The sequence below is a fragment of the Natronomonas sp. CBA1123 genome, assembly GCF_009741925.1.
In the GTDB taxonomy this organism is placed as follows: Archaea; Halobacteriota; Halobacteria; order Halobacteriales; family Haloarculaceae; genus Natronomonas.
Genome location: NZ_WPCC01000040.1, coordinates 1 through 20,630, shown reverse-complemented (window position 1 = coordinate 20,630; position 20,630 = coordinate 1). Strand labels below are relative to the sequence as shown.

The 20,630-nt window shown below is 64.4% G+C and carries 20 protein-coding genes, 1 tRNA gene and 1 pseudogene; 5 read left to right on the top strand and 17 right to left on the bottom strand.

The genetic code is table 11. The features are described 5' to 3' along the window. Positions 1-32: 32 nt before the first annotated feature. The 6 genes from GJ631_RS14790 to GJ631_RS14765 all read right to left on the bottom strand — a co-directional run bounded on the left by GJ631_RS14790 (position 33) and on the right by GJ631_RS14765 (position 3,764). A tRNA-Ala gene (locus GJ631_RS14790) sits at positions 33-104 on the bottom strand. Between the two features lie 141 nt (positions 105-245). Then, a complete protein-coding gene (rpsJ, locus tag GJ631_RS14785; protein ID WP_156709892.1) occupies positions 246-554 on the bottom strand; it encodes a 30S ribosomal protein S10 in 309 nt (102 codons plus the stop codon). Between the two features lie 3 nt (positions 555-557). Continuing rightward, on the bottom strand, positions 558-1,823 hold the full coding sequence (gene tuf, locus GJ631_RS14780) for a translation elongation factor EF-1 subunit alpha (protein ID WP_156709891.1): 1,266 nt from the start codon (positions 1,821-1,823) through the stop codon (positions 558-560). Positions 1,824-1,989: 166 nt separating this feature from the next. Beyond that, positions 1,990-2,937 carry a homoserine dehydrogenase gene (locus GJ631_RS14775; RefSeq protein ID WP_156709890.1) on the bottom strand — a complete coding sequence of 316 codons (948 nt, stop codon included), beginning with the start codon at positions 2,935-2,937 and terminating at the stop codon, positions 1,990-1,992. Next, complete coding sequence (locus tag GJ631_RS14770) at positions 2,934-3,458, bottom strand: amino acid-binding protein (RefSeq protein WP_156709889.1); 525 nt, start codon at positions 3,456-3,458, stop codon at positions 2,934-2,936. The genes GJ631_RS14775 and GJ631_RS14770 overlap by 4 nt, the downstream gene beginning before the upstream one ends. Positions 3,459-3,545: 87 nt before the next feature. Then, a complete protein-coding gene (locus GJ631_RS14765) occupies positions 3,546-3,764 on the bottom strand; it encodes a hypothetical protein (protein ID WP_156709888.1) in 219 nt (72 codons plus the stop codon). A 115-nt stretch (positions 3,765-3,879) separates the two neighbouring features. Between GJ631_RS14765 and GJ631_RS14760 the strand changes: the two genes are divergently transcribed. After that, positions 3,880-4,296 (top strand): hypothetical protein, encoded by a 417-nt coding sequence (locus tag GJ631_RS14760; RefSeq protein WP_156709887.1) that lies wholly within the window; start codon positions 3,880-3,882, stop codon positions 4,294-4,296. Positions 4,297-4,331: 35 nt separating this feature from the next. On the opposite strand, the gene GJ631_RS14755 is transcribed toward GJ631_RS14760, so the two are convergent. Both GJ631_RS14755 and GJ631_RS14750 read right to left on the bottom strand, forming a co-directional pair. Then, a complete protein-coding gene (locus GJ631_RS14755; RefSeq protein WP_156709886.1) occupies positions 4,332-4,712 on the bottom strand; it encodes a hypothetical protein in 381 nt (126 codons plus the stop codon). 43 nt (positions 4,713-4,755) lie between these two features. Continuing rightward, positions 4,756-6,945: an elongation factor EF-2 gene (locus GJ631_RS14750; RefSeq protein ID WP_156709885.1), complete on the bottom strand. Its 2,190-nt coding sequence runs from the start codon at positions 6,943-6,945 to the stop codon at positions 4,756-4,758. A gap of 176 nt (positions 6,946-7,121) precedes the next feature. On the opposite strand from GJ631_RS14750, the pseudogene GJ631_RS14745 reads away from it, so the two are divergent. Further along, a pseudogene (locus GJ631_RS14745) lies at positions 7,122-7,884 on the top strand (DUF5781 family protein). On the opposite strand, the gene GJ631_RS14740 reads toward GJ631_RS14745, so the two are convergent. Next, positions 7,881-9,218: a sorbosone dehydrogenase family protein gene (locus GJ631_RS14740; RefSeq protein ID WP_156709884.1), complete on the bottom strand. Its 1,338-nt coding sequence runs from the start codon at positions 9,216-9,218 to the stop codon at positions 7,881-7,883. The pseudogene GJ631_RS14745 and the gene GJ631_RS14740 sit on opposite strands and share 4 nt — an antisense overlap. A gap of 183 nt (positions 9,219-9,401) precedes the next feature. Here GJ631_RS14740 and GJ631_RS14735 point away from each other — a divergent pair, with 183 nt between their 5' ends. Both GJ631_RS14735 and GJ631_RS14730 read left to right on the top strand, forming a co-directional pair. Further along, positions 9,402-9,785, top strand: a complete 384-nt coding sequence (locus GJ631_RS14735) for a DUF6069 family protein (RefSeq protein WP_156709883.1) — start codon at positions 9,402-9,404, stop codon at positions 9,783-9,785. Next, positions 9,782-10,612, top strand: coding sequence for an NmrA family NAD(P)-binding protein (locus GJ631_RS14730; RefSeq protein ID WP_156709882.1), 831 nt, complete (start codon positions 9,782-9,784; stop codon positions 10,610-10,612). Before GJ631_RS14735 ends, GJ631_RS14730 begins: the two co-directional genes overlap by 4 nt. Before the next feature lie 42 nt (positions 10,613-10,654). On the opposite strand, the gene GJ631_RS14725 is transcribed toward GJ631_RS14730, so the two are convergent. Next, positions 10,655-11,266 (bottom strand): 30S ribosomal protein S7, encoded by a 612-nt coding sequence (locus GJ631_RS14725; RefSeq protein WP_156709881.1) that lies wholly within the window; start codon positions 11,264-11,266, stop codon positions 10,655-10,657. Positions 11,267-11,268: 2 nt separating this feature from the next. Next, a complete protein-coding gene (locus GJ631_RS14720; RefSeq protein WP_015410678.1) occupies positions 11,269-11,697 on the bottom strand; it encodes a 30S ribosomal protein S12 in 429 nt (142 codons plus the stop codon). A 161-nt stretch (positions 11,698-11,858) separates the two neighbouring features. Here GJ631_RS14720 and GJ631_RS14715 point away from each other — a divergent pair, with 161 nt between their 5' ends. Beyond that, positions 11,859-12,194, top strand: coding sequence for a hypothetical protein (locus GJ631_RS14715; protein WP_156709880.1), 336 nt, complete (start codon positions 11,859-11,861; stop codon positions 12,192-12,194). On the opposite strand, the gene GJ631_RS14710 is transcribed toward GJ631_RS14715, so the two are convergent. The 6 genes from GJ631_RS14710 to GJ631_RS14685 are packed head-to-tail and all read right to left on the bottom strand — an operon-like array spanning position 12,186 to position 20,405. Further along, complete coding sequence (locus GJ631_RS14710; protein ID WP_156709879.1) at positions 12,186-12,611, bottom strand: NusA-like transcription termination signal-binding factor; 426 nt, start codon at positions 12,609-12,611, stop codon at positions 12,186-12,188. The two genes, GJ631_RS14715 and GJ631_RS14710, sit on opposite strands and share 9 nt — an antisense overlap. 21 nt (positions 12,612-12,632) lie before the next feature. Further along, positions 12,633-13,841: a DNA-directed RNA polymerase subunit A'' gene (gene rpoA2 / locus GJ631_RS14705; RefSeq protein ID WP_156709878.1), complete on the bottom strand. Its 1,209-nt coding sequence runs from the start codon at positions 13,839-13,841 to the stop codon at positions 12,633-12,635. Beyond that, positions 13,834-16,788, bottom strand: a complete 2,955-nt coding sequence (locus GJ631_RS14700; RefSeq protein WP_156709877.1) for a DNA-directed RNA polymerase subunit A' — start codon at positions 16,786-16,788, stop codon at positions 13,834-13,836. The genes rpoA2 and GJ631_RS14700 overlap by 8 nt, the downstream gene beginning before the upstream one ends. Continuing rightward, the gene (gene rpoB, locus GJ631_RS14695) at positions 16,788-18,614 is read right to left on the bottom strand and encodes a DNA-directed RNA polymerase subunit B (RefSeq protein WP_156709876.1); all 1,827 of its coding nucleotides are present in this window, start codon (positions 18,612-18,614) and stop codon (positions 16,788-16,790) included. Before rpoB ends, GJ631_RS14700 begins: the two co-directional genes overlap by 1 nt. A 1-nt stretch (position 18,615) precedes the next feature. Continuing rightward, positions 18,616-20,181 (bottom strand): DNA-directed RNA polymerase subunit B'', encoded by a 1,566-nt coding sequence (locus GJ631_RS14690; RefSeq protein ID WP_156709875.1) that lies wholly within the window; start codon positions 20,179-20,181, stop codon positions 18,616-18,618. After that, the gene (locus GJ631_RS14685) at positions 20,178-20,405 is read right to left on the bottom strand and encodes a DNA-directed RNA polymerase subunit H (RefSeq protein WP_156709874.1); all 228 of its coding nucleotides are present in this window, start codon (positions 20,403-20,405) and stop codon (positions 20,178-20,180) included. Before GJ631_RS14685 ends, GJ631_RS14690 begins: the two co-directional genes overlap by 4 nt. Positions 20,406-20,630: the final 225 nt, after the last annotated feature.

Below are 20,630 nucleotides of genomic sequence, written 5' to 3'. Positions count from 1 at the left end.
CGCTGGACCTTCGGAAAGTGTAAGAAATTAGATGGACTCGCCGGGATTTGAACCCGGGGCCTCTTCCTTGCGAAGGAAGCGATCTGCCGCTGATCTACGAGCCCTCGACAGTCGGTTATCGGTTCGGTCGTTTGTACCTTCTGTTTCGCACTCGGGAAAGCGACCGGGAGCGGTCGCGCGTGAGTGCTGCGGCGGGCGGTTGGGAAGACCGTCTGTCTTCCGACCCGTACGGACGTGTGTCCGCGTTAGTCCTCGAGGACGATCTCGATGGAGACGTCGTTCGGGACCTGAATCCGCATCAGCTGGCGGAGCGCGCGTTCGTCGGCGTCGATGTCGATGAGCCGTTTGTGGACGCGCATCTCCCAGTGTTCCCACGTCGCGGTTCCCTCTCCGTCGGGGGACTTACGCGCCGGGATTTCCAGCTTCTTCGTCGGCAGCGGGACCGGTCCCGACAGCGTCACGCCGGTTTTGTCGGCGATTTCGCGAACGTCGTCGCAGATGTCGTCGAGGTCCTCGGGTGCCGTGCCCGCGAGGCGAACGCGTGCCTGTTGCATGCGTTATCGCTCGTTGACGCTGAGGACCTTGCCGGCCGCGACGGTCTGACCCATGTCGCGGATGGCGAAGCTGCCCAGCTCGGGAATCTCGTTCGAGGACTCGATGCTGAGCGGCTTCTGCGGTCGGACGGTGACGACGGCAGCGTCGCCGGACTGGATGAAGTCCGGGTTCTCCTCGGCAACCTCGCCGGAGGAGGGGTCGATCTTCTTGTCGATGGACTCGATGGTACACGCGACCTGCGCCGTGTGGGCGTGGAAGACCGGCGTGTAGCCAGCGGTGATGACCGAGGGGTGCTGCATGACGACGACCTGTGCCTGGAAGGTCTCGGCGACCGTCGGCGGGTCGTCGGCGGGGCCACAGACGTCACCACGTCGGATGTCGTCCTTGCCGACGCCGCGGACGTTGAATCCGACGTTGTCGCCGGGGCCGGCCTCGGGGACTTCCTCGTGGTGCATCTCGATGGTTTTGACCTCTCCACCAGCGTCGCTCGGCTGGAAGGAGACGTTGTCGCCCGTGTTCAGCATACCCGTCTCGACACGGCCGACCGGGACCGTACCGATGCCGGAGATGGTGTAAACGTCCTGAATCGGCAGTCGCAGCGGCGCGTCCGTCGGCGGCTGCGGCTCCGGCAGGTCGTTGAGGGCCTCGAGCAGGGTCGGGCCGTCGTACCACGGCGTGTTCTCGGAGTCCTCCGAGACGTTGTCGCCCTCGAACGCCGAGGTCGGGATGTACTTGGCGTCGTCGGTGTTGAAGCGAACCTGCTGGAGCAGCTGGTTGACCTCGTCGACGACGGCCTTGTACTTGCTCTCGTCGTAGTCGACGAGGTCCATCTTGTTGACCGCGATGATGAGCTCGTCGATACCCAGCGTTCGGGCCAGGAAGACGTGCTCTTGGGTCTGCGGCTGGACACCGTCGTCGGCTGCGACGACGAGCACCGCGTTGTCGGCCTGGCTCGCGCCAGTAATCATGTTCTTGACGAAGTCGCGGTGACCCGGACAGTCGACGATGGTGAAGTAGTACTCGTCGGTGTCGAACTCCTGGTGGGCGATGTCGATGGTTACACCGCGCTCTCGCTCCTCGGCGAGGTTGTCCATGACGTAGGCGAACTCGAAGCCGCCTTTGCCCTTCTCTTCGGCTTCCTCTCGGTACTGTTCGATGACGTGCTCGGGGACGCTCCCGGTCTCGAAGAGGAGCCGCCCGACCATCGTACTCTTTCCGTGGTCGACGTGGCCGATGACGGCCAAGTTCTGGTGTGGTTTGTCGCTCATTGTGGTCTCACGCGCAGAGGCGCTATATCGGAGTCTTTTGTCGGTGCCCCGTAAAACGATTTCGAAAGGGATTCCGCCGAAAGCGGGCGCGTCGGGCGGTTTGCGAGGTGATACCACGGAAGCAGGAAGCGGGAGCGTTAGCGGGGAACGCCGCCGTCCAAGAGGGTCACTCCACGGACGGAAGCCGCCCGATATCGGCCAGGACGGCGCTGGCCGTCTCCGGGCCGCCCGCACCGCGTCCCGAGATGTTCAGTCGGCCAGCGTGGTTCGTCTCCAACTGGACGATGTTGAGCGTCCCCGAGACGGCGAGCGTCCCGTTTTCCGGCACCAGTCGCGGCCCGACCCGAACCTCGCCGTCGGCGACTTCCCCGATGAGTCGGATGGTCCGGCCGTCCTCGGCGGCGAGTTCGAGTGCACTTCCGGGCAAATCGGCGATGCCCTCGACTTCGGCGTCTTCGAGCGTGTAGGTGTCGTCGTACAGCACGTTCGCGAGGATGACACACTTCAGGGCGGCGTCGGTTCCCTCCACGTCGAAGGTGGGGTCGGCCTCGGCGACGCCGAGGTCCTGTGCTTCCGCGAGCACGTGTTCGTAGCCCAGTCCCTCCGCGGCCATCCGAGTGAGAATGAAGTTCGCCGTCCCGTTGAGGACGCCGCGCGCGGCGGTGACCTGTCCGTTGAGGTCGTCGATAGTCGAGAGGATGGGAATCGCACCGCCGACCGCCGCCTCGAACAGCACCGTCCCTTTCGAGTCGGCCTCCAACCTCCGAACCTCGTCGTAGCGTTCGGCGACCGGCCCCTTGTTCGCCAACACGACGTGGCGGTCGCGTTCGAGCGCGCGTGCGACGTGTGAAAAGCCCGGTTCGGCGTCGCCGAGCGTCGTCGGCGTCGCCTCGACGAGCGCGTCGTAGTCGGCTTCCAGCGCGTCCGCGGGGTCGTGATTGCCGACCACGCCGCGGCTTCGCTTTCGGGCGAGGACGTCCTCGGCATCGAGGCCCTCGTCGTCGATAGCCGCCGTCGAGGAGTCCGCGACCGCGACGACGTCGTGGCCGTACTCGCCGGCCAACTCCACCACGGAGGAACCGACGGCGCCCGCACCCATCACGGCCAATCTCATTGGGACCCCTCCGTCAGCGGCTCGATGACGCGCAGGTCCTTCTCCTCGGCGACCGACCGGATAGTCGTGAGTGCGTCGTCGCTCTGTCCTTCGCTGGCGACGACGCGCAGTCGGGCGCTGGATGGCCCCTCAGTGCCCGCTGGCGCCGACAGCGACAGGTCCGCGACCGAAACCCCACCGCAGTCGTGGAACCGCCGGAGGGTATCCGAGAGATCCGTCTCGACGAGGTGACCGACCAACACGACGGTCAACTCCTCGCTGTAACGCTCGGCACCGGCCTGAATGACGTTGACGCCCGCCTCCCGGAGCGAGTCGACGATGACGTCGAACTGCGCCTGGGTCGCCTCGAGGTCGACCTCGACGGGGATGTGACCACGCGGTGTGAGGTTGCCGCGCTCGTGGAATATCGACAGCAGGTTCCCACCGTTGTCCGCGATGGGTTCGAGCGCGCCCAACAGCTCACCGGGTTCGTCGACGAGTTCGAGTCGAACCGTGTACGACCGTCTGTCTGCCTCGCTCATCGACTCACCTCCGAACGTTCGCTCATTACCTGCCACTCAACACCGCCGGCTATAAGAGCGCCGTCATTCGCAAGCGTGGCCGGTAGTTCACACCGGCAACAGTCGGTCGTACACCTCGTCGATGCGCTCGTTGTACGCCGCGCCGTCGGCCGAACCCCACGGGTTCCGCGAGAAGTAGTACATACAGGCCAACACGATACCCGTCGTGACCGCGAACTGCGGCAGGACGGCACTGAGGAGAAACGACGACAATCCCGCCAACAGCGCCGCGATTACCACGTCGACCACCTGATACGCCATGGACATATCGAGGGGTACGCCGGCCACCCCCTTCGGCGTGTCGCCGCGTATCCCCGTCGGGTTTCGAGTCTCGAAACTGAACGTGCGTTTATATACGATTATAAATAAGTACCACGGAGCGATGGGAGAGACGGTTCCGGGCATGGCCACCACAGCAGCGGTGACGGTACTGCTCGCCGTCGTCACGACGGCTGCGGTGTTCGGCCCGCAGACCGGAGCGGAACTGTACGGGGCGTTGCTCGTCTGGCCGCTCCCCGCGGCGACGGCGGTAGCCGTCGGCGTCGACGCACGACGACTCTCGCGGTTCGCCGTCGTGTTCTGTGGCTCCCTCGTCGGGCTGTCGTTGCTTTTCGGCGCCATCGTCGGCTATCGAATGTTGGGCACGCTCATCGGGGTTCCGCCAAGCAGCGTCGGACTCAGCGTCAACCCGGTGATGACCGTACTGGTCGGCGGCGCTATCGTGTTGTCGTACTACGCCGTCTTCGAGTGGGACGACTCCGAACGAGGGGGTTCGGCGATTGTCGGCGGCGACCGCTAGAGGCAATCGAGCGTCACGACTCGGATGGTCGGCTCTCAGGACGACTCGACAACCCGGCGCCGACACGTTTCGAGGAACTCAAGCAGGTTCTGTCCCGAGTCACGCGAGAGACTGATGAGGACGCTCTCAGCGTCCGAGACGGGAAACTGGATGACGAAGGCGTGTTCGTGGTAGTGGACGATTCCACGGCGCTCTCCGACCGGTTGGTCTTCGACACCCGGAGACATATGTGGGTCCTCCAGTCGAAACGTGTCGACGACATCACCGTAGGTCTCCCCGTCGTACCGTTCCCTGAGGTCCTCGCGAAGATAGTGGATATCGTGGCCGTCCTCCCGAATGACGACGACCGTCCGGAGGTCCGCTCCGATTCGGTCGTGGAGAAACTCCGTGACCCGCTGAGCAGCCTCGTGACCCATACGCTACGCACGGCGAGACAGTACAAAAAAGACTGTGAAGTCGTTAGAAGTAGTCGATAGACTGCGGCAGTTCGAGCTTCATGCCCTTCCGCTCTCGAATCTCGTTGATGATGTCGGGCTGGAGGTTGTCGGCCAGCACGCGGAAGCCGGCGTTCTCCGTGTTCCAGGAGGCACGTCCCTCGGTTGCCGAGCGGATGTCACTGGAGAAGCCAATCATCTCGTCGACCGGTGCGATGCCTTCGACGACCATGAGGTCACCCTCCTGGTACATGTCGTCGACGCGTCCGCGTCGACCCTGAATCTCGCCGGAGGCGGCGCCCATGTGCTCGTTGGGCACGTCGATGCGGACCTGCTGAATCGGCTCCAGCAGTTTGATTTCCGCGTCGATGAGCGCGTTGTGGACGGCCTGTCGGACCGCAGGGATGACCTGTGCCGGACCGCGGTGGATGGCGTCCTCGTGGAGACGCGCGTCGTGAAGTCGGATGAGCGAACCCTCGACGGGTTCGGCCGCGAGTGGGCCGTCGTTGAGCGCCTCTTCGAGCCCCTCGATGACGAGCTCCATCGTCTCGTTGAGGTGCTGGATACCCTTCGTGTCGTCGATGAAGACGTTCGTCCCGTGGATGTGCTCGACGTTCTGGGCGGTGTCTTTGTCCATGCCCTGCTCCATGAGCTCCTCGCGGCGCTCCAGTTCGGGCATGTCCATCGAGATGTCGCCGAGTTTGATGCCGTCGACGATGTCCTGTTCGAGCGGTTCGACGGTGATGTAGAACCGGTTGTGGTTGTTCGGCGAGCGCCCCTCGACCTCACGGGAGGCCTCCTGGGGCGCCTCGCGGTAGACGACGATGGGTTCGCCGGTGTTGACCGGGATGCCCTGGTTGCGCTCGATACGCTGGGTGATGACCTCGAGGTGGAGTTCACCCTGCCCGGAGATGAGGTGTTCGCCGGTGTCCTCGTTGATTTCGATCTGGATGGTGGGGTCCTCCTTTGCGACCTGCTGGAGCGTCTCGATGAGCTTCGGCAGGTCGTCCATGCTCTGTGCCTCGACGGACTTCGTGATGACCGGCTCGGAGATGTGTTCGATGGACTCGAACGGCGTCATCTCCACGGAGGAGACGGTCGACCCGGCGATAGCGTCCTTCAACCCGGTGACGGCGGCGATGTTGCCCGCGGGGACGTGTTCGACCTCCTCGCGTTCGCCACCCATGTAGATGCCGACGCTCTGGACCCGGTTCGTCCCGACGGTCCCCGAGACGTAGAGGTCCTGGCCCTTCTCGATGGTGCCCGAGAACACACGACCCGCGGCGATTTCGCCGGCGTGAGGGTCGATACCGATGTCGGTGACCATCATGACGACCTCGCCCGTCTCGTCGACCAGTCGCATCTGGTCGGCGAGTTCGGAGTCCGCATCACCACGCCAGATGCGCGGGATACGACGCGGCTGTGCGTCGACGGGGTTCGGGAAGTGTTCACACACCATGTCGAGAACCACGTCGGACAGCGGCGTCCGCTCGTGGAGCTCCTGGCGCTTGTCGGCCTGTTCGAGGTCGATAATCTCACCGAAGTCCATCCCGGTACGCTGCATCGAGGGCATCGAGACGCCCCACTTGTACAGCGCCGACCCGAAGCCGACGGTGCCGTCCTCGACGGAGACCGTCCAGTCCTCGTCGATGTCGTCCATCTCCTCGGTCATCCCGCGGATGAGCTCGTTGACGTCGTGGATGACGCCCGTGAGCCGCTGTTGCATCTCCTGAGGCCCTTCTTGGAGTTCGGAGATGAGGCGGTCGACCTTGTTGATGAACAGCGTCGGCTTGACGCCCTCCCGCAGCGCCTGCCGCAGGACGGTCTCGGTCTGGGGCATCGCGCCCTCGACGGCGTCGACGACGACGAGCGCGCCGTCGACGGCACGCATCGCTCGCGTCACGTCGCCACCGAAGTCGACGTGGCCCGGCGTGTCGATGAGGTTGATGAGGTGGTTGGTGTCCTCGTACTCGTGTGTCATCGAGACGTTCGCCGCGTCGATGGTGATGCCGCGTTCCTGTTCGTCTTCCTCGGTGTCCATCGCGAGTTGCTGGCCGGCCGTCTCGTCGGATATCATGCCGGCACCCGCGAGGAGGTTGTCGGTCAGCGTCGTCTTCCCGTGGTCGACGTGCGCAGCGATGGCGATGTTCCGGATGTTCTCCGGTTTGTCCATCAGCCGTTCACACTCCTGTACGATTTTTTTGCGTCGGCCCATTATACAGTCAGTTATCGACAGCAGGGTGAAAAGGATAGTGTTTCGCCGTGGCTGAAACGCGCTCTCGACGTTCCAGCCCGTGTGTTGCTGCCACACACTACGACGACGGACCGACGGGCGCGGGGATGTCCGCCGACACAAGAGTCAAACCCTCGAAGGCCGTGGTAACGGTAGACATGGACGTTCGCGTGACGGGACGTGGGCCCGCGGAACCGTTTTTGAGCTCGCGTGACCTCCTCGCCACCGAGTACGACCTCGACCTCCCGGTCGTGGTGAAGATACGCGAAAACCCCGACGAACGGACCGTCGCGGGTCACTACGACGACCGCCACGAACTGCTCGTCTCCCGACGTGCCGCCACGTCGGCGATGGCACGGGAACTCGCCCTCCACGAGTTCGCACACATGGCCCGCTACGAGGAGGAACACCCCTCACACCTCCAGTCGACCGAGGAGGCGCTGTTCCTCGCGTTGGCCGGCAAGAGCGTCGAACGACGGAAACTCTCGCACTGTTATCAAATCGCCAACCACATGAAGGACATCTACGCCGACGACATCACCCTCGACATCGGCCCGACCGAGAAGTTGGTCGCGTTCATGGAGTCCTCGCTCGCGCGGGCAGTCGCCGACTCCCCGCCGTCGGCGCCCGGCGAGTGGGAGCGCTGGAGTCCCGCCGCCGACCCCGACATCACCGCCGTCAACGCGGCGTTCGCACTCGCCTTGCTCGAACGCCACGACGCCATCGACGACGACCACCGACTGTACGACCTCGCCCACGCCGCCGCCGCCGACGCCCCCCGACGTGTCGCTGTCGACGTTCAAGGAGACGTTCCGGTCGTTAGCCGACGACCCCGACGAATCGGAGTACCGGAAGGCGCTGGTCGACGTGACCCGGGAGTACGTCCTCGGCGAGCGGTCCGCGAAACCGGCCGCCGACTAGTTCTGGACGATACGGAGCAGTCGGTCGTCGTTCGGCTTGGGGAACTGTTCGGTCGCCCGGCCGTCGCGGTTCGACGTGACGACGTACAGCGCCCCGTCGGGACCCTGTTCGGCGTGGCGAATCCGCCCGAGCTCGTCCTCGAACAGCGGATGCGACACCGCGTCGTACTCCGAGTACAGCCACTCGGCGTCGAAGCGGCGACCGCCGATGTCCGGCGGGTCGCCGTCGTAAATCGAGACGACGTTCAGCCGCTGGGAGATGAGACCACCGCAGATGAACCGGTTTTGGAGGCCCGGCACGGCATCACCGGTGTAGAAGACGCCGCCGGTCGGCGCCCACGTCTCCGAACCGGTGTTGACGAGCGGCGGGACCACGTCAGGGTGGTCGGGATAGGACTCGTAGGCGTCGTCGTCCGGACCGCTGCGGACGTTTCGCCAGCCGTAGTTGCCACCCGCTTCGAGTATCTGTATCTCGTCGCGCGCCTGCGGCCCGTGTTCGGAGACGACCGGTGTTCCGTCCGGCAGCCACGTCACCGCCTGTGGGTTCCGGTGGCCGTAGGTGTACACGCGGGGGTCTTCGAGGCCGGGGTTGTCCTCGGGCGCGGTGCCGTCGGGGTTCAGCCGGAGCACCTTCCCGCCGAGTCGTCCGGGGTCCTGCGGCAGTCCCTCGACGTTGGCGTCGCCGGTGGTCACCCACAGGTAGTTCCGGGGGCCGAACGCCAGTCGCGCGCCGTTGTGGATGATGCGGTGGCCGGGGATGTCGTCGATGACGACCGTCTCCTCGTTGCCGTTCTCGAGGTCGTAGAACACCAGCCGGTTGCGGTACTCTTCCTCGCTTTCCTGGTAGGTGTAGAAGGCGTACAGCACCGGTACGTCGGGGTAGTTCGGGTGCAGAGCGATGCCGAGCAAGCCACCTTCGCTGCCGCCGGCCCACCAGTCGTTGTCCTCGGGGTTCTCGATGGAATCCGCGTGGTCGATGACGTCGTCGGGCGTGGCGACCGCTTCGAGTTCGCCCGCGGAGTAGCGACTGATGCGGCCGACGCGCTCGGAGATGAACACTTCGCCGCTGTCGGCGAACTCGAGGTCCCAGCCGACTTCGAGGTTCTCGATGACCGTCTCCGTGCCGTATGTCGCTTCTGTCGGTGACGTTCGGGGCGGCTCCCACTCGGGGTCGTAGCGGTCCCACGACTCGATGTCGTGAGAAACCGAGAGGTCGTACTCCGAGTCGACCGGTTCCGGGTCGCCGGTTCCGAGACCGAAACAGCCGGCGACGGCGAGGGACCCGGCCGCACCGACCGACGCGAGGAACCGGCGGCGACTGTGGAGGGGCTCCATACCCGCCCATACGACCCCGTCCGCTAAAACGTGCTGTTTCGGGAAGGTGTTCGAATCCCATCCGATTCGCCACGCGGAAATATAAGCCATCAGCGGCCGTACTAAACCTATGGAACCCCTTCTCTTCGATGCGAGTGGCCGACTGAGCCGTGAATCCGACCGAACGATTCCGGGTGCGTCGAGATGAACGACCTCCTCCGACGCGGCGCTGTGGCCGTCGTTGCCGCCATCGTCGCGAACCTCCTCGTGTTGGGAGTGGCGCTGGTGACGCTCGGTGCCGGCGGCTTCGACCCCTTCGCCGTCCCACCGGTCGCCCTCGTGACGGCAATCGGTGCCATCGGTGGCACCGCCGTCTACGTCGTCTTCAAACGGGTGTTCGGTCCCGCTGCCGACCGCCGATTCGTCGTTGTCGCCGTCGGCGTCACGCTCGTATCGATGGTCACGCTCGTGCAAGCATCGTCGTTCGAAGGAGCGACGACGGCCCGGTTGGCCGTCCTCGCGTTGATGCACGTCGTCGCCGCCGCCGTCACCGTCGCCGCACTCGTCGACCGGTCGGCACTACGATGATACTCGTCACCGGGGCGACCGGGACGGTCGGCAGCGCGGTCTGTACCGAACTCGAGGGAACCGAGCACCCGGTTCGAGCAGCGGTTCGGTCGCCCGACCGCTTCGATGGCCCCGCCGAGGAAGTCATCGAGTTCGACTTCACCGACCCGACGACTTACCGGGAGACGTTCGACGGCGTCGACTCGCTGTTTCTCGTCCGACCGCCACAGCTCTCTCGGGTCCGCCGCGACATCGTCCCCGCACTCGCTGCTGCCGTCGGCGCGGGCGTCGAACACGTCGTGTTCCTCTCGGTCATCGGTGCCGACCGGAACCCGATGGTTCCGCACGCCCGCATCGAGTCGTGGCTCGACGACGCAGGCGTCGAAACGACGTATCTCCGGGCGTCGTTCTTCATGCAGAACCTCACTACCGTCCACCGCGAGGAAGTCCTCGACGGCGAACTGTTCGTTCCCGCAGGCGACGGCGCCACGAGTTTCGTCGACGCCCGCGACGTGGCCGTCGTCGGCGCCAGAGCACTCACCGAGGGGCTGACCGGAGCCTACGACCTCACTGGGCCCGAGGCTCTCGACTACCACGCTGTCGCCGCGATTCTCTCGGCGACGCTCGACCACGACGTGCGATACACGAACCCCTCGCTCGTTCGCTTCCTGTGGCGACGGTATCGTATCGACCGGAACCCCTCGAAGGCGGCCGTCATGGCCGGTATCTACACCACTGCACGCCTCGGGCTCGCAGGGCGTGTCACCGACGACCTCAAAACGCTGCTCGGGAGAGCGCCGACGGACTTCGAGACGTTCACGCGGGAGCACCGCGAGATGTGGCAGTAGCCGAGGCTACGCACCGAGAGAAACGAGAGGGAAAGCGAACGGTTAGCGGGCTGCGGCCGCGACGCGCTCCTGTTCTTCCTTCTGGCTGATGGGGTAGGCCTGCAGGTCGTAGTCGGCGGCGCCCGTAATCTGTTGGGCGAGTGCCTCCTCGGCCGGCGTCGTCGTCTTGAACGACCCGCTCTGTGTGCCCTGTGCGATGAACTTCAGCGACTGGTCGACGCGGCGCTGCGGGGCCACGTCGACGGCCTTCGGAACCGAGATGCCGCCGTACTTCAGGCGGACCGTCTCCTCTCGGGGGCCGCTGTTCTCGACGGCGCGGACGAGTACCTGCACGGGGTTCTCGTCGGTTCGTTCGGCGACGATTTCGAAGGCGTCGCGGACGATGCGCGTCGCCTGCTGTTTCTTGCCCGTGTTCTCCTCGGTCTGCATCAGGCGGTTGATGAGCCGCTCGACGATGCTGATTTCGGATTTCTTGAACTGCTTTTCGGAGTGGCGTCCCATCGTGTGGGCGATGGGCGTGACGGTGATGTAGCGGCGCATCGAGGGGTCGGTGTACTCGATTTCGCCGATTTCCCACTCGCCGAACAGTTGTGCCGAGACGCGCTCGTCGTCGGTCGATGCCGGGGCGTCCGGCTCGGGTGCGTCCGAACTCATCGTTATCGCACCGGTTTCTCCGCGTTCCCGCGGACGAGTTCGATCATCGAGACGCCGTTGACTTTCTCGACTTTGTAGTTGACACCCGAGAGGTCACCCATCGCACGACCCTTCGCCCCACCGATACCGGCGATGGTGACCTCGTCGTGCTCGTCGATGAACGAGATGGCACCGTCACCGGGACAGAAGGCGGTGACCTGCTTGCCGTTCTTGATGAGTTGCACTCGGACGCACTTCCGGATGGCCGAGTTGGGCTGCTTTGCCTCGATACCGACCTTCTCGAGGACGATGCCCCGACCTTGGGGGGCGCCCTCGAGGGGGTCGGACTTCTTGCCGAGTCCGCGGGCACGGCGCGCGTAATCAGAGTCGGACCACCGGTGTTTCTGGCGGTCCTTCTTGAGTTTGCGCGCGGCGTATTTGCCGTTCGCCATAGTACCCCTTGCTTCCCTACGGAGATACTTAAGCATCCCTTTTCGACGGCGTCGTCGTGTGTCTATCCCGCATACGGGAAACACACCCACTCATCGAGGGCCACCGACCGCAGCACACACCACCCGACGAATACTTGTTCGTATGACACGATATACCACACATGTCATCGACGCCCGACCCCGAGCACCGCTTGTACGCCATCCCTGGCGGTGGTGATGCCGACTGCGACCACGACGCCGTCCACGAACTCGGCGCCGACGGCGGCGCCAACCGCTACTTCGAGTGCCCCGACTGCGGGAGCGTCCTCGTTCGAGAGGGGCGACGCCCACCGGAGGGCCGTTCCGCCGAAGGGCTCGGGACCGTCGACCCACGGCTCGGCGACTTACTGGACGATATCGACGCCTACCACGACGGCACCGGCTCGTCGTTCGCCCCCGACCGGCCAGAAAGCACGCTCGAACGTGTCACAGAGGCGTGGCGACGCCTGCTACGTTAGCTCGATTTCGTCGATGTCGAAGTGGCGCTTGGCCAACTGACGGGCGATGGCGATGTTTCGACCCTCCGTCCCGATGGCGACGCCGCGGTCGTCGTGGTCGACCTCCGCGTAGGCGACGGTCGTGTCACCGTCGCTTATCGTCACGTTGTACACCGCCGCGGGCGCGAGCGCGTTCGCGACGAAATCCTCGGGCGTGTCCGCCCCCTCCACTAACTCGATGTTCTTTCCCAACCGCTCTTCGAGGGCCTTGACGTGTTTTCCGCCCGGCCCGATGGCCTGTCCCATCGTCCCCGGCGGCACGACGAAGACGAGTCTATCGTTGTCGTCGTCGAGAAGACAGTCGGTCGCCGCCACGTCGGTTTCCGCATCGAGGAGCGCAATGTACTGACGGGCCTCGTCGGAAAGCGTGACGGTCATAGCGTGGAATAAAACGCGGGGTTAGTCGTCAGCGGATTTGCCGCCGGTCTGCTTTGCGCCCATCCGGAGGTCCACGTCGCCGGTGCCCAGTTTGATGGGTTTGCCGACGATGACGTTCTCCGTGACCCCGTCGAGGGCGTCGACCTCGCCGTGAATCGCCGCATCGAGCAGGTGGTTGACCGTGACCTCGAAGGCCGCACGCGCCAACACCGAGTCCTTGTTGCCGGAGATGCCGTGTCGGCCGATGGACTCGATTTCACCGTTGTTGGTCATGATGTCGGCGACCAACATCAGGTGCCGGATGTTCACGTCGTCGAGGCCCTGCTCTTCGAGGGTGTTCATCGTCTCCTCGATGATGGCCTCACGGGCCGCCTCGATACCGAGGTTGCGGTTGATTTCGTGGATGTTGTTACACGTCGTCCGGGATGCGTCGACGCCCTCGATGTCGAGAACGTCGCCGAAAGACGACCCCTCGGTGTAGAGGACGAACTCCTCGCCGTCTTCGAGTTCCTCCTTCCGAATGACGACGCGGCTGATTTCGTCGATGCCCTTGAACACGACTTCACGAAGCTCTTCGACCAACTGGAGCAACTCACGGTAGGAGGGTTGGTCGGGGCCGAACTCGATGACGGTCGGTTCGGGCTGGACCGTCTCGACGCCGAGTTTCGAATCGATGGTGTCGGCGATTTCGCCGGCCACCTCCGGAAGGCTCTCGACGGTCGGCCACCGCTCCTCCAGCGTCTCCTCGTTGAGGTCGATGCGGACGAGCATGTCCGCGACGTTCGTCGAGATGTCACCCAGCGCGAGGATGCGCGTCGCCTCGATTTGCCAGACGACCTCGTGGGCCTTCTCGCGGTCTTCGGCGTACTCGCCGTCGAGATGCACCGTCATCATCGGCGTGTCGGGCGTCTTCCGGGCGTCCACCAGCTCGATGAGCCGGGGCAGCCCCTGTGTCACGTCGATTTCCGCGACGCCCGCGTAGTGGAACGTGTTCATCGTCATCTGCGTCCCGGGTTCGCCGATGGACTGTGCCGAAACCGTTCCGACGGGGTCCAGCGGGTCGATACGCGTATCGAGGTACTGGGACTCGACGGCTTGGGTGATGCTCTCGACCTGTTCGGCCGTCACGCCATCGCGGGCCTCGACGGTCTCGTACACCTCGTCTTTCAGCCGTCGCGGCAGGTCGGTATCCTCGACGACGGCCTCGATGTCGTCGGTAATCTCAGTCATCGGATTCCACCTCCGTTCCCGAGGCGGTTCGCCACGACTCCCCGTGTTCCGAGAGGTTCGTCGTCGGCTCCTGCAGTCCGAGGAACTCCTCGCGCGCCTGTTCGGTGTCGAACTCCTCTTCGACGATGCGGTCGGCGATGGACTCGACGTCGATGTCGAACTTCTCGTCGGAGGAGACCCGAACCGGCGAGGTGCCGTCCTCGCCGAACTCGAACTGGACGATGGTGTCGGAGGTGTCCCGAACCGTACCGTCGTACTGCGCTTCCAGCTCCGACAGCGCGTTGATGAGTCGGCGCTGGAGGTAGCCGGATTTCGACGTTCGGACGGCGGTGTCGACAAGCCCCTCGCGGCCACCCATCGCGTGGAAGAAGAACTCACGCGGCGTCAGGCCGTTGCGGTAGGAGTTCTCGACGAAGCCGTGGGCGTCCGCCGAGAGGTCGTTCCGCTGGAAGTGACTCAGGGTACGGTCCTCGTAACCGCGGTTGATTCGCTCGCCACGAACCGCCTGCTGGCCGACACAGCCAGCCATCTGCGTGAGGTTGAGCATCGACCCACGCGCACCGGACTGGGCCATGACGACCGCGGGGTTGTCGTCGCCGAAGTGGTCGTCGGCGATGTCACCGGCGGAGTCTCGGGCCTTCCCGAGCGTCTGCATGATTTTCATCTCCAGCGTCTCGTCGACGGTCCGGCCCGGCAGCGATTCGAGTTCGCCCGACCGGTAGGTGTCGATGAGTTTCTGGACGCGCTCGTAGGCGTTGTCGATGGCCTCGGCGATTTGCTCTTCGGCCTCCCGCTCGATGGACTCGTCGTCGATACCGATGGAGAACCCGAAGTGCATGATGGCACGCATCGCAAGCGTCGCGACTTCGTTGACGAACACGCGGGCGCGAGTGTTGCCGTACACCTTACAGATGGTGTCGACGACTTCGCCACCGAAGGCACCGACCGCGTCCTCGTCGATGGTCCCCGAGACCAACTCGCCTTCCTCTATTTTGACCGTGTCGCCGGCCGAGGAGGTGAACTCGAGGCTCAGACCCTCGGGCAGCAACTCCGAGAACACCGTCCGCCCGGTCCAATACTCCTTGCCCTCCTCATCGGTGCCGTCCGCCTCGGGCAGTTCGTCGATGGACGTGGCACGGAGCAAGTCCAGTGCCTGCGTCTCGTTGAACTGTGGGTTCTCGTGAGTCAGCAGGTACGTCCCGCTGATGTGGTCCTGAATCGCGCCGATGATGTTCTCGCCGAAACGCGGGCTGAGAATCTGCTCTTGGACACGCATCAGGACGCGTGCCTCCGCACGTGCCTCCTCGTTCTGGAGGGCGTGCATGTTCATTTCGTCGCCGTCGAAGTCGGCGTTGTACGGCGGACAGACGACGGTGTTCAGTCGGAACGTCTTGTACGGCATCACGACCACTTCGTGAGCCATGATGGACATCCGGTGCAGCGACGGCTGGCGGTTGAAGATGACGATGTCGCCGTCGATGAGGTGGCGGGCGACCTCCCAGCCGACCTCGACTTTCTCCGCGAGTTCCTCGCAGTTCTTCTCGGTCACCTTCAGTCGTCGGCCGTCGGGCCGCTTGACGTAGTTGGCACCCGGATGCGCTTCGGGCCCGTTGGCGACGTACCGCCGGGCGTCCTCGATGTTCCGGTCGTTGACGTTCATCGTCTGGGTCATCTCGCTTGCGACCCGGTCTGGGACGCCAACCTCGTTGAGGCTGAGCGTCGGGTCCGGCGAGATGACGGTTCGTGCCGAGAAGTTCACGCGCTTGCCGGACAGCGAGCCACGGAAGCGGCCTTCCTTGCCCTTCAGTCGCTGAGAGAGTGTCTTCAGGGGCCGCCCCGAGCGGTGTCGGGCCGGCGGCGTCCCCGAAATCTCGTTGTCCATGAACGTCGTGACGTGGTACTGGAGCAACTCCCAGAGGTCCTCGATGATGAGTTGCGGCGCACCGGCCTCGCGGTTCTCCATGAACCGCTGGTTGATGCGGATGATGTCGACCAGTTTGTGTGTGAGGTCGTCCTCGCTCCGCTGGCCGTTGTCCAGCGTAATCGACGGCCGTGCGGTCACCGGCGGCACCGGCAGCACGGTCAGAATCATCCACTCCGGCCGGGACTTCTCCGAGGAGATGCCGAGCGTCTCCATGTCGTCGTCGGGGATGTCCTCGAACCAGTCGCGGATGTCCGAGGGCATCAGTTTGTTCATGTCCTCCTCGGTGAGGTCGACGGAGAGCGCCTTCTCTAAGGCCTTCCGGTCGTCCTTCTTCGGCCGGAACTCCCCGGAGAGAATCTGGTTGATGCGCTCCAGGTCGATACCCGTCTCCTCGGAGAGTTCGTTCGGACCGATGGGTTCGCGGTCGGTGTCTTCCTCGCCGTCCTCGGCGTCGGGGTCTCGCCCCTCCATGGCGGCGGCGATGCGCTCGGGGTACTCCGAGGACAGCACCTGCTGGACCTCGTAGTACGTCGTCGGCTTCTCGTGGTTGATGTCGAACTGCTTCTCGCCGCAGTGCGGACAGCGGTCCTTCTTCCGTGCGAGGCGGATGGCCGCCTTCGTCACGTCGTTGAGGTCCTCGCCGAGCTGTCGCGTCCGGTCGAGTCGGTCGCGGAACTCCGCCTGTTCGTCCTCGGTGAGACAGAGCCGCGAACACTCACGGCAGGTCCCCCGAAGCAGTCGGCGGATGAGTTTCGCGAAGCCGACGTGGATGACCGGCGCCGCGAGTTCGATGTGGCCGAAGTGGCCGTTACACGACCCGCTGTGCTTCCCACAGGTCTTACACTCCAGTCCGGGGTCGATGACCCCGAGTCGCGGGTCCATCAGCCCCATGTCGATTGGGAAGCCGTCGTCGTCGTACGTGTCGGCCGTAATCACTTTCGTGGCCGACATGTCCCGGTACTCCTCGGGGTCCATCAGTCCGAAACTGAGCGACCCGATTTCTTTAGGTGCGTGTCCCTCCATTATACTGCATCCTCCAGTTCGATTCGCGGGGCGATACCGAGCGCCTTCATCTCGTCGAGTAGGAGCTTGAACGCGTAACTCATCTCGACCTCGTGAACGTCCGTCTCCTCGTCACAGTTCGGACAGTACACGCGTCGTTGCTCGACGTTCTCGACGGCGCTCATCCCACACTGCCCGCAGACGTGAATCCACTCGCGGTCGGATTCGTCGAGCAGTCGTTCCTTCAGCGTCATGGCCGCGCCGTGACCGATGAACACGTCCCGTTCCATCTCACCGATACGGAGGCCACCCTCACGGGCACGCCCCTCCGTCGGCTGGCGCGTCAACACCTGCACCGGCCCGCGGGAGCGGGCGTGCAGTTTGTTCGACACCATGTGGTAGAGCTTCTGATAGAAGATGACGCCGACGAAGATTTCGGCCTCGATGCGTTCGCCGGTGACGCCGGAGTACATCACCTCCTTCCCGTTGGACTTGAAGCCGCGGTCGACGAGCGCACCGCGGAGTTCGTCCTCGTTTTCGCCCTGGAACGGCGTCCCGTCGACGCGGCGTCCCTCAAGCGAACCGACCTTCCCGCCGAGCATCTCCAAAATGTGTCCGACCGTCATCCGCGACGGCAGAGCGTGGGGGTTGACGATGAGGTCCGGTACGAGGCCGTCCTGCGTGAACGGCATGTCCTCCTGTGGTGCGAGGTGGCCGACGACGCCCTTCTGACCGTGTCGGGACGCGAACTTGTCGCCGAGTTCCGGCACGCGTTCGTCACGCACCTTCACTTTCGACAGTTTCGAGCCGTCTTCACCCTCCATCAGCGTCACCGTGTCGACGACGCCGGATTCACCGGAGCGCATCGTTACGCTCGTCTCCCGACGCTTCTGGGGGGAAAGCCCGCCCATGTCGTCCGGCTCTTCGAGGAACCGCGGCGGCGATGTCTTCCCGAGGAGCACGTCGTTTTCGCCGACGTCCGTTTCGGGGTTGACCAGTCCGTCCTCGTCGAGGTGCGTGTAGGCCTCCTCGCCGCGTGCGCCCCGAACCTCGTCGTCGGGGATTTCGAAGCGGTCCTCCTGACCGCCGGGGTAGCGGCGTTCCTCGCCCTCGTAGGTCCGGAAGAAGTGCGACCGGGCGAGTGCGCGCTCGACGCTCGCCTTGTTCATGACGAGGGCGTCCTCGATGTTGAACCCTTCATACGACATGACCGCGACGACGAAGTTCTGTGCCGCCGGTCGGTCGTCGTAGCCAATCTGTTCGGTCGTCTGGGTCTTGACGATGGAGAGTTGGGGGTAGTGAAGCAGGTGCTGTCGCGTGTCGGGCCGGATGCGGTAGTTGGCCGACGGCAGCCCCAGCGACTGCTTGATCATCCCCGACCCCATCGTAATCCGCGGTGAGGCGTTGTGTTCGGGGTACGGAATCATCCCCGCACCGATGCCGAACATCAACTGCGGGTCGACTTCGAGGTGGGTGTGGTCCTCGGTGAGGTCGTCTTCGTCGACCGCGACGAAGATGTCCTCTTCCTCCTCGGCGTCGATGAACTCGATGTAGCCGCGGTCGACGAGCTCCTCGAACTGGAGTTCGTCCGCCTCGACCGCCTCGATTTCCTCGTCACCGAGCAGCGGTTCGCCGTCCTCGACGACGATGAGGGGCCGGCGTGCGCGGCCGGCGTCGGCGTTGACGATGACCTCGCCGGTGCGTTCCCGCACCGCGACGTTCACCATCTCGTCGATTTCGCCGCGTCGTCGGGATTCGCGGATGTCGTTTGCGAGTTTATGCGGGTCCGGATGGGTGCCGATGAGGCTCCCGTTTACGTACACTTTTGCGTCTCGTCCCTGGCTCATGTTAGTCGTCCGCCGTGTGTGTTTCGACCGTCTCGATTCCCGGAATGCCCTCGACGCCCATCGACGCGAGTTCGCGCTTCAGTCCGCGCTCGTCGTCGACGTTCTGGGACAGTTCCATCGCCTGTGCGAAGTTCTTCACCAGCCCACAGTTCGGCCCCTCCGGCGTCTCGGAGGGACAGATGCGACCCCACTGGGTCGCGTGGAGGTCACGTGCCTCGAAGTGCGGCTGTGAACGGCTGAGCGGCGACCGAAGCCGACGAAGGTGGGACAGCACACCCATGTAGTCGGTCCGGTCGACTAGCTGGCTCACGCCCGAGCGGCCGCCCACCCAGTTGCCCGTCGCGATGGGGTGTTCGAGCCGCTCGGTCAGCACGTCTGAGCGAACGACCGTGTTGACCGACAGCTGTCGGTTCCGCATGTTCGCCCGTTCGAGTTGGTACTTCACGTCCCGGGAGAGCTTGTTCAGCGCCGTCCGGAACAGGTCCTTCATCAGGTCGCCGGAGACCTTCAGCCGCTTGTTGGCGTAGTGGTCCTTGTCGTCGGATTCCCGACGCTCCAGCGCCAACTCGAAACAGGCCTCGGCCATCCGACAGAGGTACACCGCCTTGTTCATCCGCGTCTCCTCGTCCTCGACGCCCTCCTCGTGGAGGTGCGGCAGGAGATAGCGGTCGATGACGTAGTTCGCACGCTTCAGCTGGTAGTTCTTCCCCTGGCCCGAAGCGACCCGCTGGCCCAACTGCTCGATGGCCTCGGCGGTCGATTGGACCTCCGCGGCCTCCAGGTTCTCCAGCATGAACTTCACGATTTCGGGGTCGTCGCTGACGCGGTGGACGATTTCCTCGTCGGACTCCAGCCCGAGGGCCCGAACCAGTGTCACGAAGTTGATAGAGCCCGAAACCGAGGGGAACGACACCTCGAGGATGCCGCTTCGGTTCCGCTCACACAGCACGAGCGCGCGGTAGCCTCGGCGCTGGCTGAACGTTTTGGCAATCTGAATCTCGTCGCCGTACTTCGTGTCGTACTCGGCGAGAATCTTGTTCGGCGCGAGGTCCTCGCTCGTCATCAGGACGCGCTCGGAGCCGTTGACGATGAAGTAGCCGCCGGGGTCGGCGGGGTCCTCGCCGATTTCGATGAGTTCGTCGCGAGTGAACCCCGCGATGTTACACTTGTCGGAGCCGACCATAATCGGCATCCGGCCGACCTTCGTCTCCGCCTGGTCGACGATGTGTTCTTCCTCCTCCTCGCCGCCACGGACGATGCTCATCTCCATGAACACCGGCGCCGAGTAGGTGATGTTCCGAAGTCGGGCCTCCTGCGGATACAGCAGTTCCTCGGAGCCGTCGGCCTCCCGGACGCGGGGCGTCAGGATGCGGACGTTGCCGAGGTCGACCCGAACCGGCTCTTGGCCCTCCTTGTCGCCGATGTCGGTGTCGATGTTCTCCTTCTCGTCGACGACGTCCTGCATGCCGCGGTCGAGGAAGTTGTTGAACGACCGGAAGTGGTGCTCGGCGAGCCGGTCCCGGGAGAAGTACTCCCGAGAGACGGCGCGTCGGTCCTCCCGGTTCATTCTACCACCAGTCGATACACGACTGCTCGGTCCGTCGTCCGGGAGTCGCGGACGATTTCGATGACGTCGCCGACCTCCGCCTCCTCGGGGAGCCCGGGGTCGCGACGCTGTATTTTCGGCAGGTCTGTGCGCTCGATGTCGTACTCCGTGAGCATTTCCTCGACTTCGTCCTCTTCGAGGACCGAATGCTCCGGAACCAGATTGTGTTGGCTTACGTCTACCATGTGTTGGGCTGACCGGGTGAAGAAGCTGTCACGAGATACTACAGCGTGCTACTGGCGGCAGGGATTTAACAGTTGTCAAATCGGACGGCGGTGGCTATTCGTGCCGCCCTTACTGCGGCACGCGACTGCTCGTTGCACCCCCTACGGAGGGCAGTATAAAAAGTTCTTCCCTGCGAACTTTTTCCACGGCGCGCTCCGCGCGCCGGGAAAAACTTCGATGAAAAA

What these genes read in the sequence shown, in the direction of transcription:
- GJ631_RS14775 (WP_156709890.1), bottom strand. Translation starts at nt 2,937, where the DNA reads ATGAGATTGGCCGTGATGGGTGCGGGCGCCGTCGGTTCCTCCGTGGTG.
- GJ631_RS14710 (WP_156709879.1), bottom strand. Translation starts at nt 12,611, where the DNA reads ATGACCGTCACGCTTTCCGACGAGGCCCGTCAGTACATTGCGCTCCTC.
- rpsJ (WP_156709892.1), bottom strand. Translation starts at nt 554, where the DNA reads ATGCAACAGGCACGCGTTCGCCTCGCGGGCACGGCACCCGAGGACCTC.
- GJ631_RS14770 (WP_156709889.1), bottom strand. Translation starts at nt 3,458, where the DNA reads ATGAGCGAGGCAGACAGACGGTCGTACACGGTTCGACTCGAACTCGTC.
- rpoA2 (WP_156709878.1), bottom strand. Translation starts at nt 13,841, where the DNA reads ATGACTGAGATTACCGACGACATCGAGGCCGTCGTCGAGGATACCGAC.
- GJ631_RS14685 (WP_156709874.1), bottom strand. Translation starts at nt 20,405, where the DNA reads ATGGTAGACGTAAGCCAACACAATCTGGTTCCGGAGCATTCGGTCCTC.
- GJ631_RS14730 (WP_156709882.1), top strand. Translation starts at nt 9,782, where the DNA reads ATGATACTCGTCACCGGGGCGACCGGGACGGTCGGCAGCGCGGTCTGT.
- GJ631_RS14690 (WP_156709875.1), bottom strand. Translation starts at nt 20,181, where the DNA reads ATGAACCGGGAGGACCGACGCGCCGTCTCTCGGGAGTACTTCTCCCGG.
- GJ631_RS14765 (WP_156709888.1), bottom strand. Translation starts at nt 3,764, where the DNA reads ATGTCCATGGCGTATCAGGTGGTCGACGTGGTAATCGCGGCGCTGTTG.
- GJ631_RS14715 (WP_156709880.1), top strand. Translation starts at nt 11,859, where the DNA reads ATGTCATCGACGCCCGACCCCGAGCACCGCTTGTACGCCATCCCTGGC.
- tuf (WP_156709891.1), bottom strand. Translation starts at nt 1,823, where the DNA reads ATGAGCGACAAACCACACCAGAACTTGGCCGTCATCGGCCACGTCGAC.
- rpoB (WP_156709876.1), bottom strand. Translation starts at nt 18,614, where the DNA reads ATGAGCCAGGGACGAGACGCAAAAGTGTACGTAAACGGGAGCCTCATC.
- GJ631_RS14735 (WP_156709883.1), top strand. Translation starts at nt 9,402, where the DNA reads ATGAACGACCTCCTCCGACGCGGCGCTGTGGCCGTCGTTGCCGCCATC.
- GJ631_RS14720 (WP_015410678.1), bottom strand. Translation starts at nt 11,697, where the DNA reads ATGGCGAACGGCAAATACGCCGCGCGCAAACTCAAGAAGGACCGCCAG.
- GJ631_RS14760 (WP_156709887.1), top strand. Translation starts at nt 3,880, where the DNA reads ATGGGAGAGACGGTTCCGGGCATGGCCACCACAGCAGCGGTGACGGTA.
- GJ631_RS14725 (WP_156709881.1), bottom strand. Translation starts at nt 11,266, where the DNA reads ATGAGTTCGGACGCACCCGAGCCGGACGCCCCGGCATCGACCGACGAC.
- GJ631_RS14740 (WP_156709884.1), bottom strand. Translation starts at nt 9,218, where the DNA reads ATGGAGCCCCTCCACAGTCGCCGCCGGTTCCTCGCGTCGGTCGGTGCG.
- GJ631_RS14755 (WP_156709886.1), bottom strand. Translation starts at nt 4,712, where the DNA reads ATGGGTCACGAGGCTGCTCAGCGGGTCACGGAGTTTCTCCACGACCGA.
- GJ631_RS14750 (WP_156709885.1), bottom strand. Translation starts at nt 6,945, where the DNA reads ATGGGCCGACGCAAAAAAATCGTACAGGAGTGTGAACGGCTGATGGAC.
- GJ631_RS14700 (WP_156709877.1), bottom strand. Translation starts at nt 16,788, where the DNA reads ATGGAGGGACACGCACCTAAAGAAATCGGGTCGCTCAGTTTCGGACTG.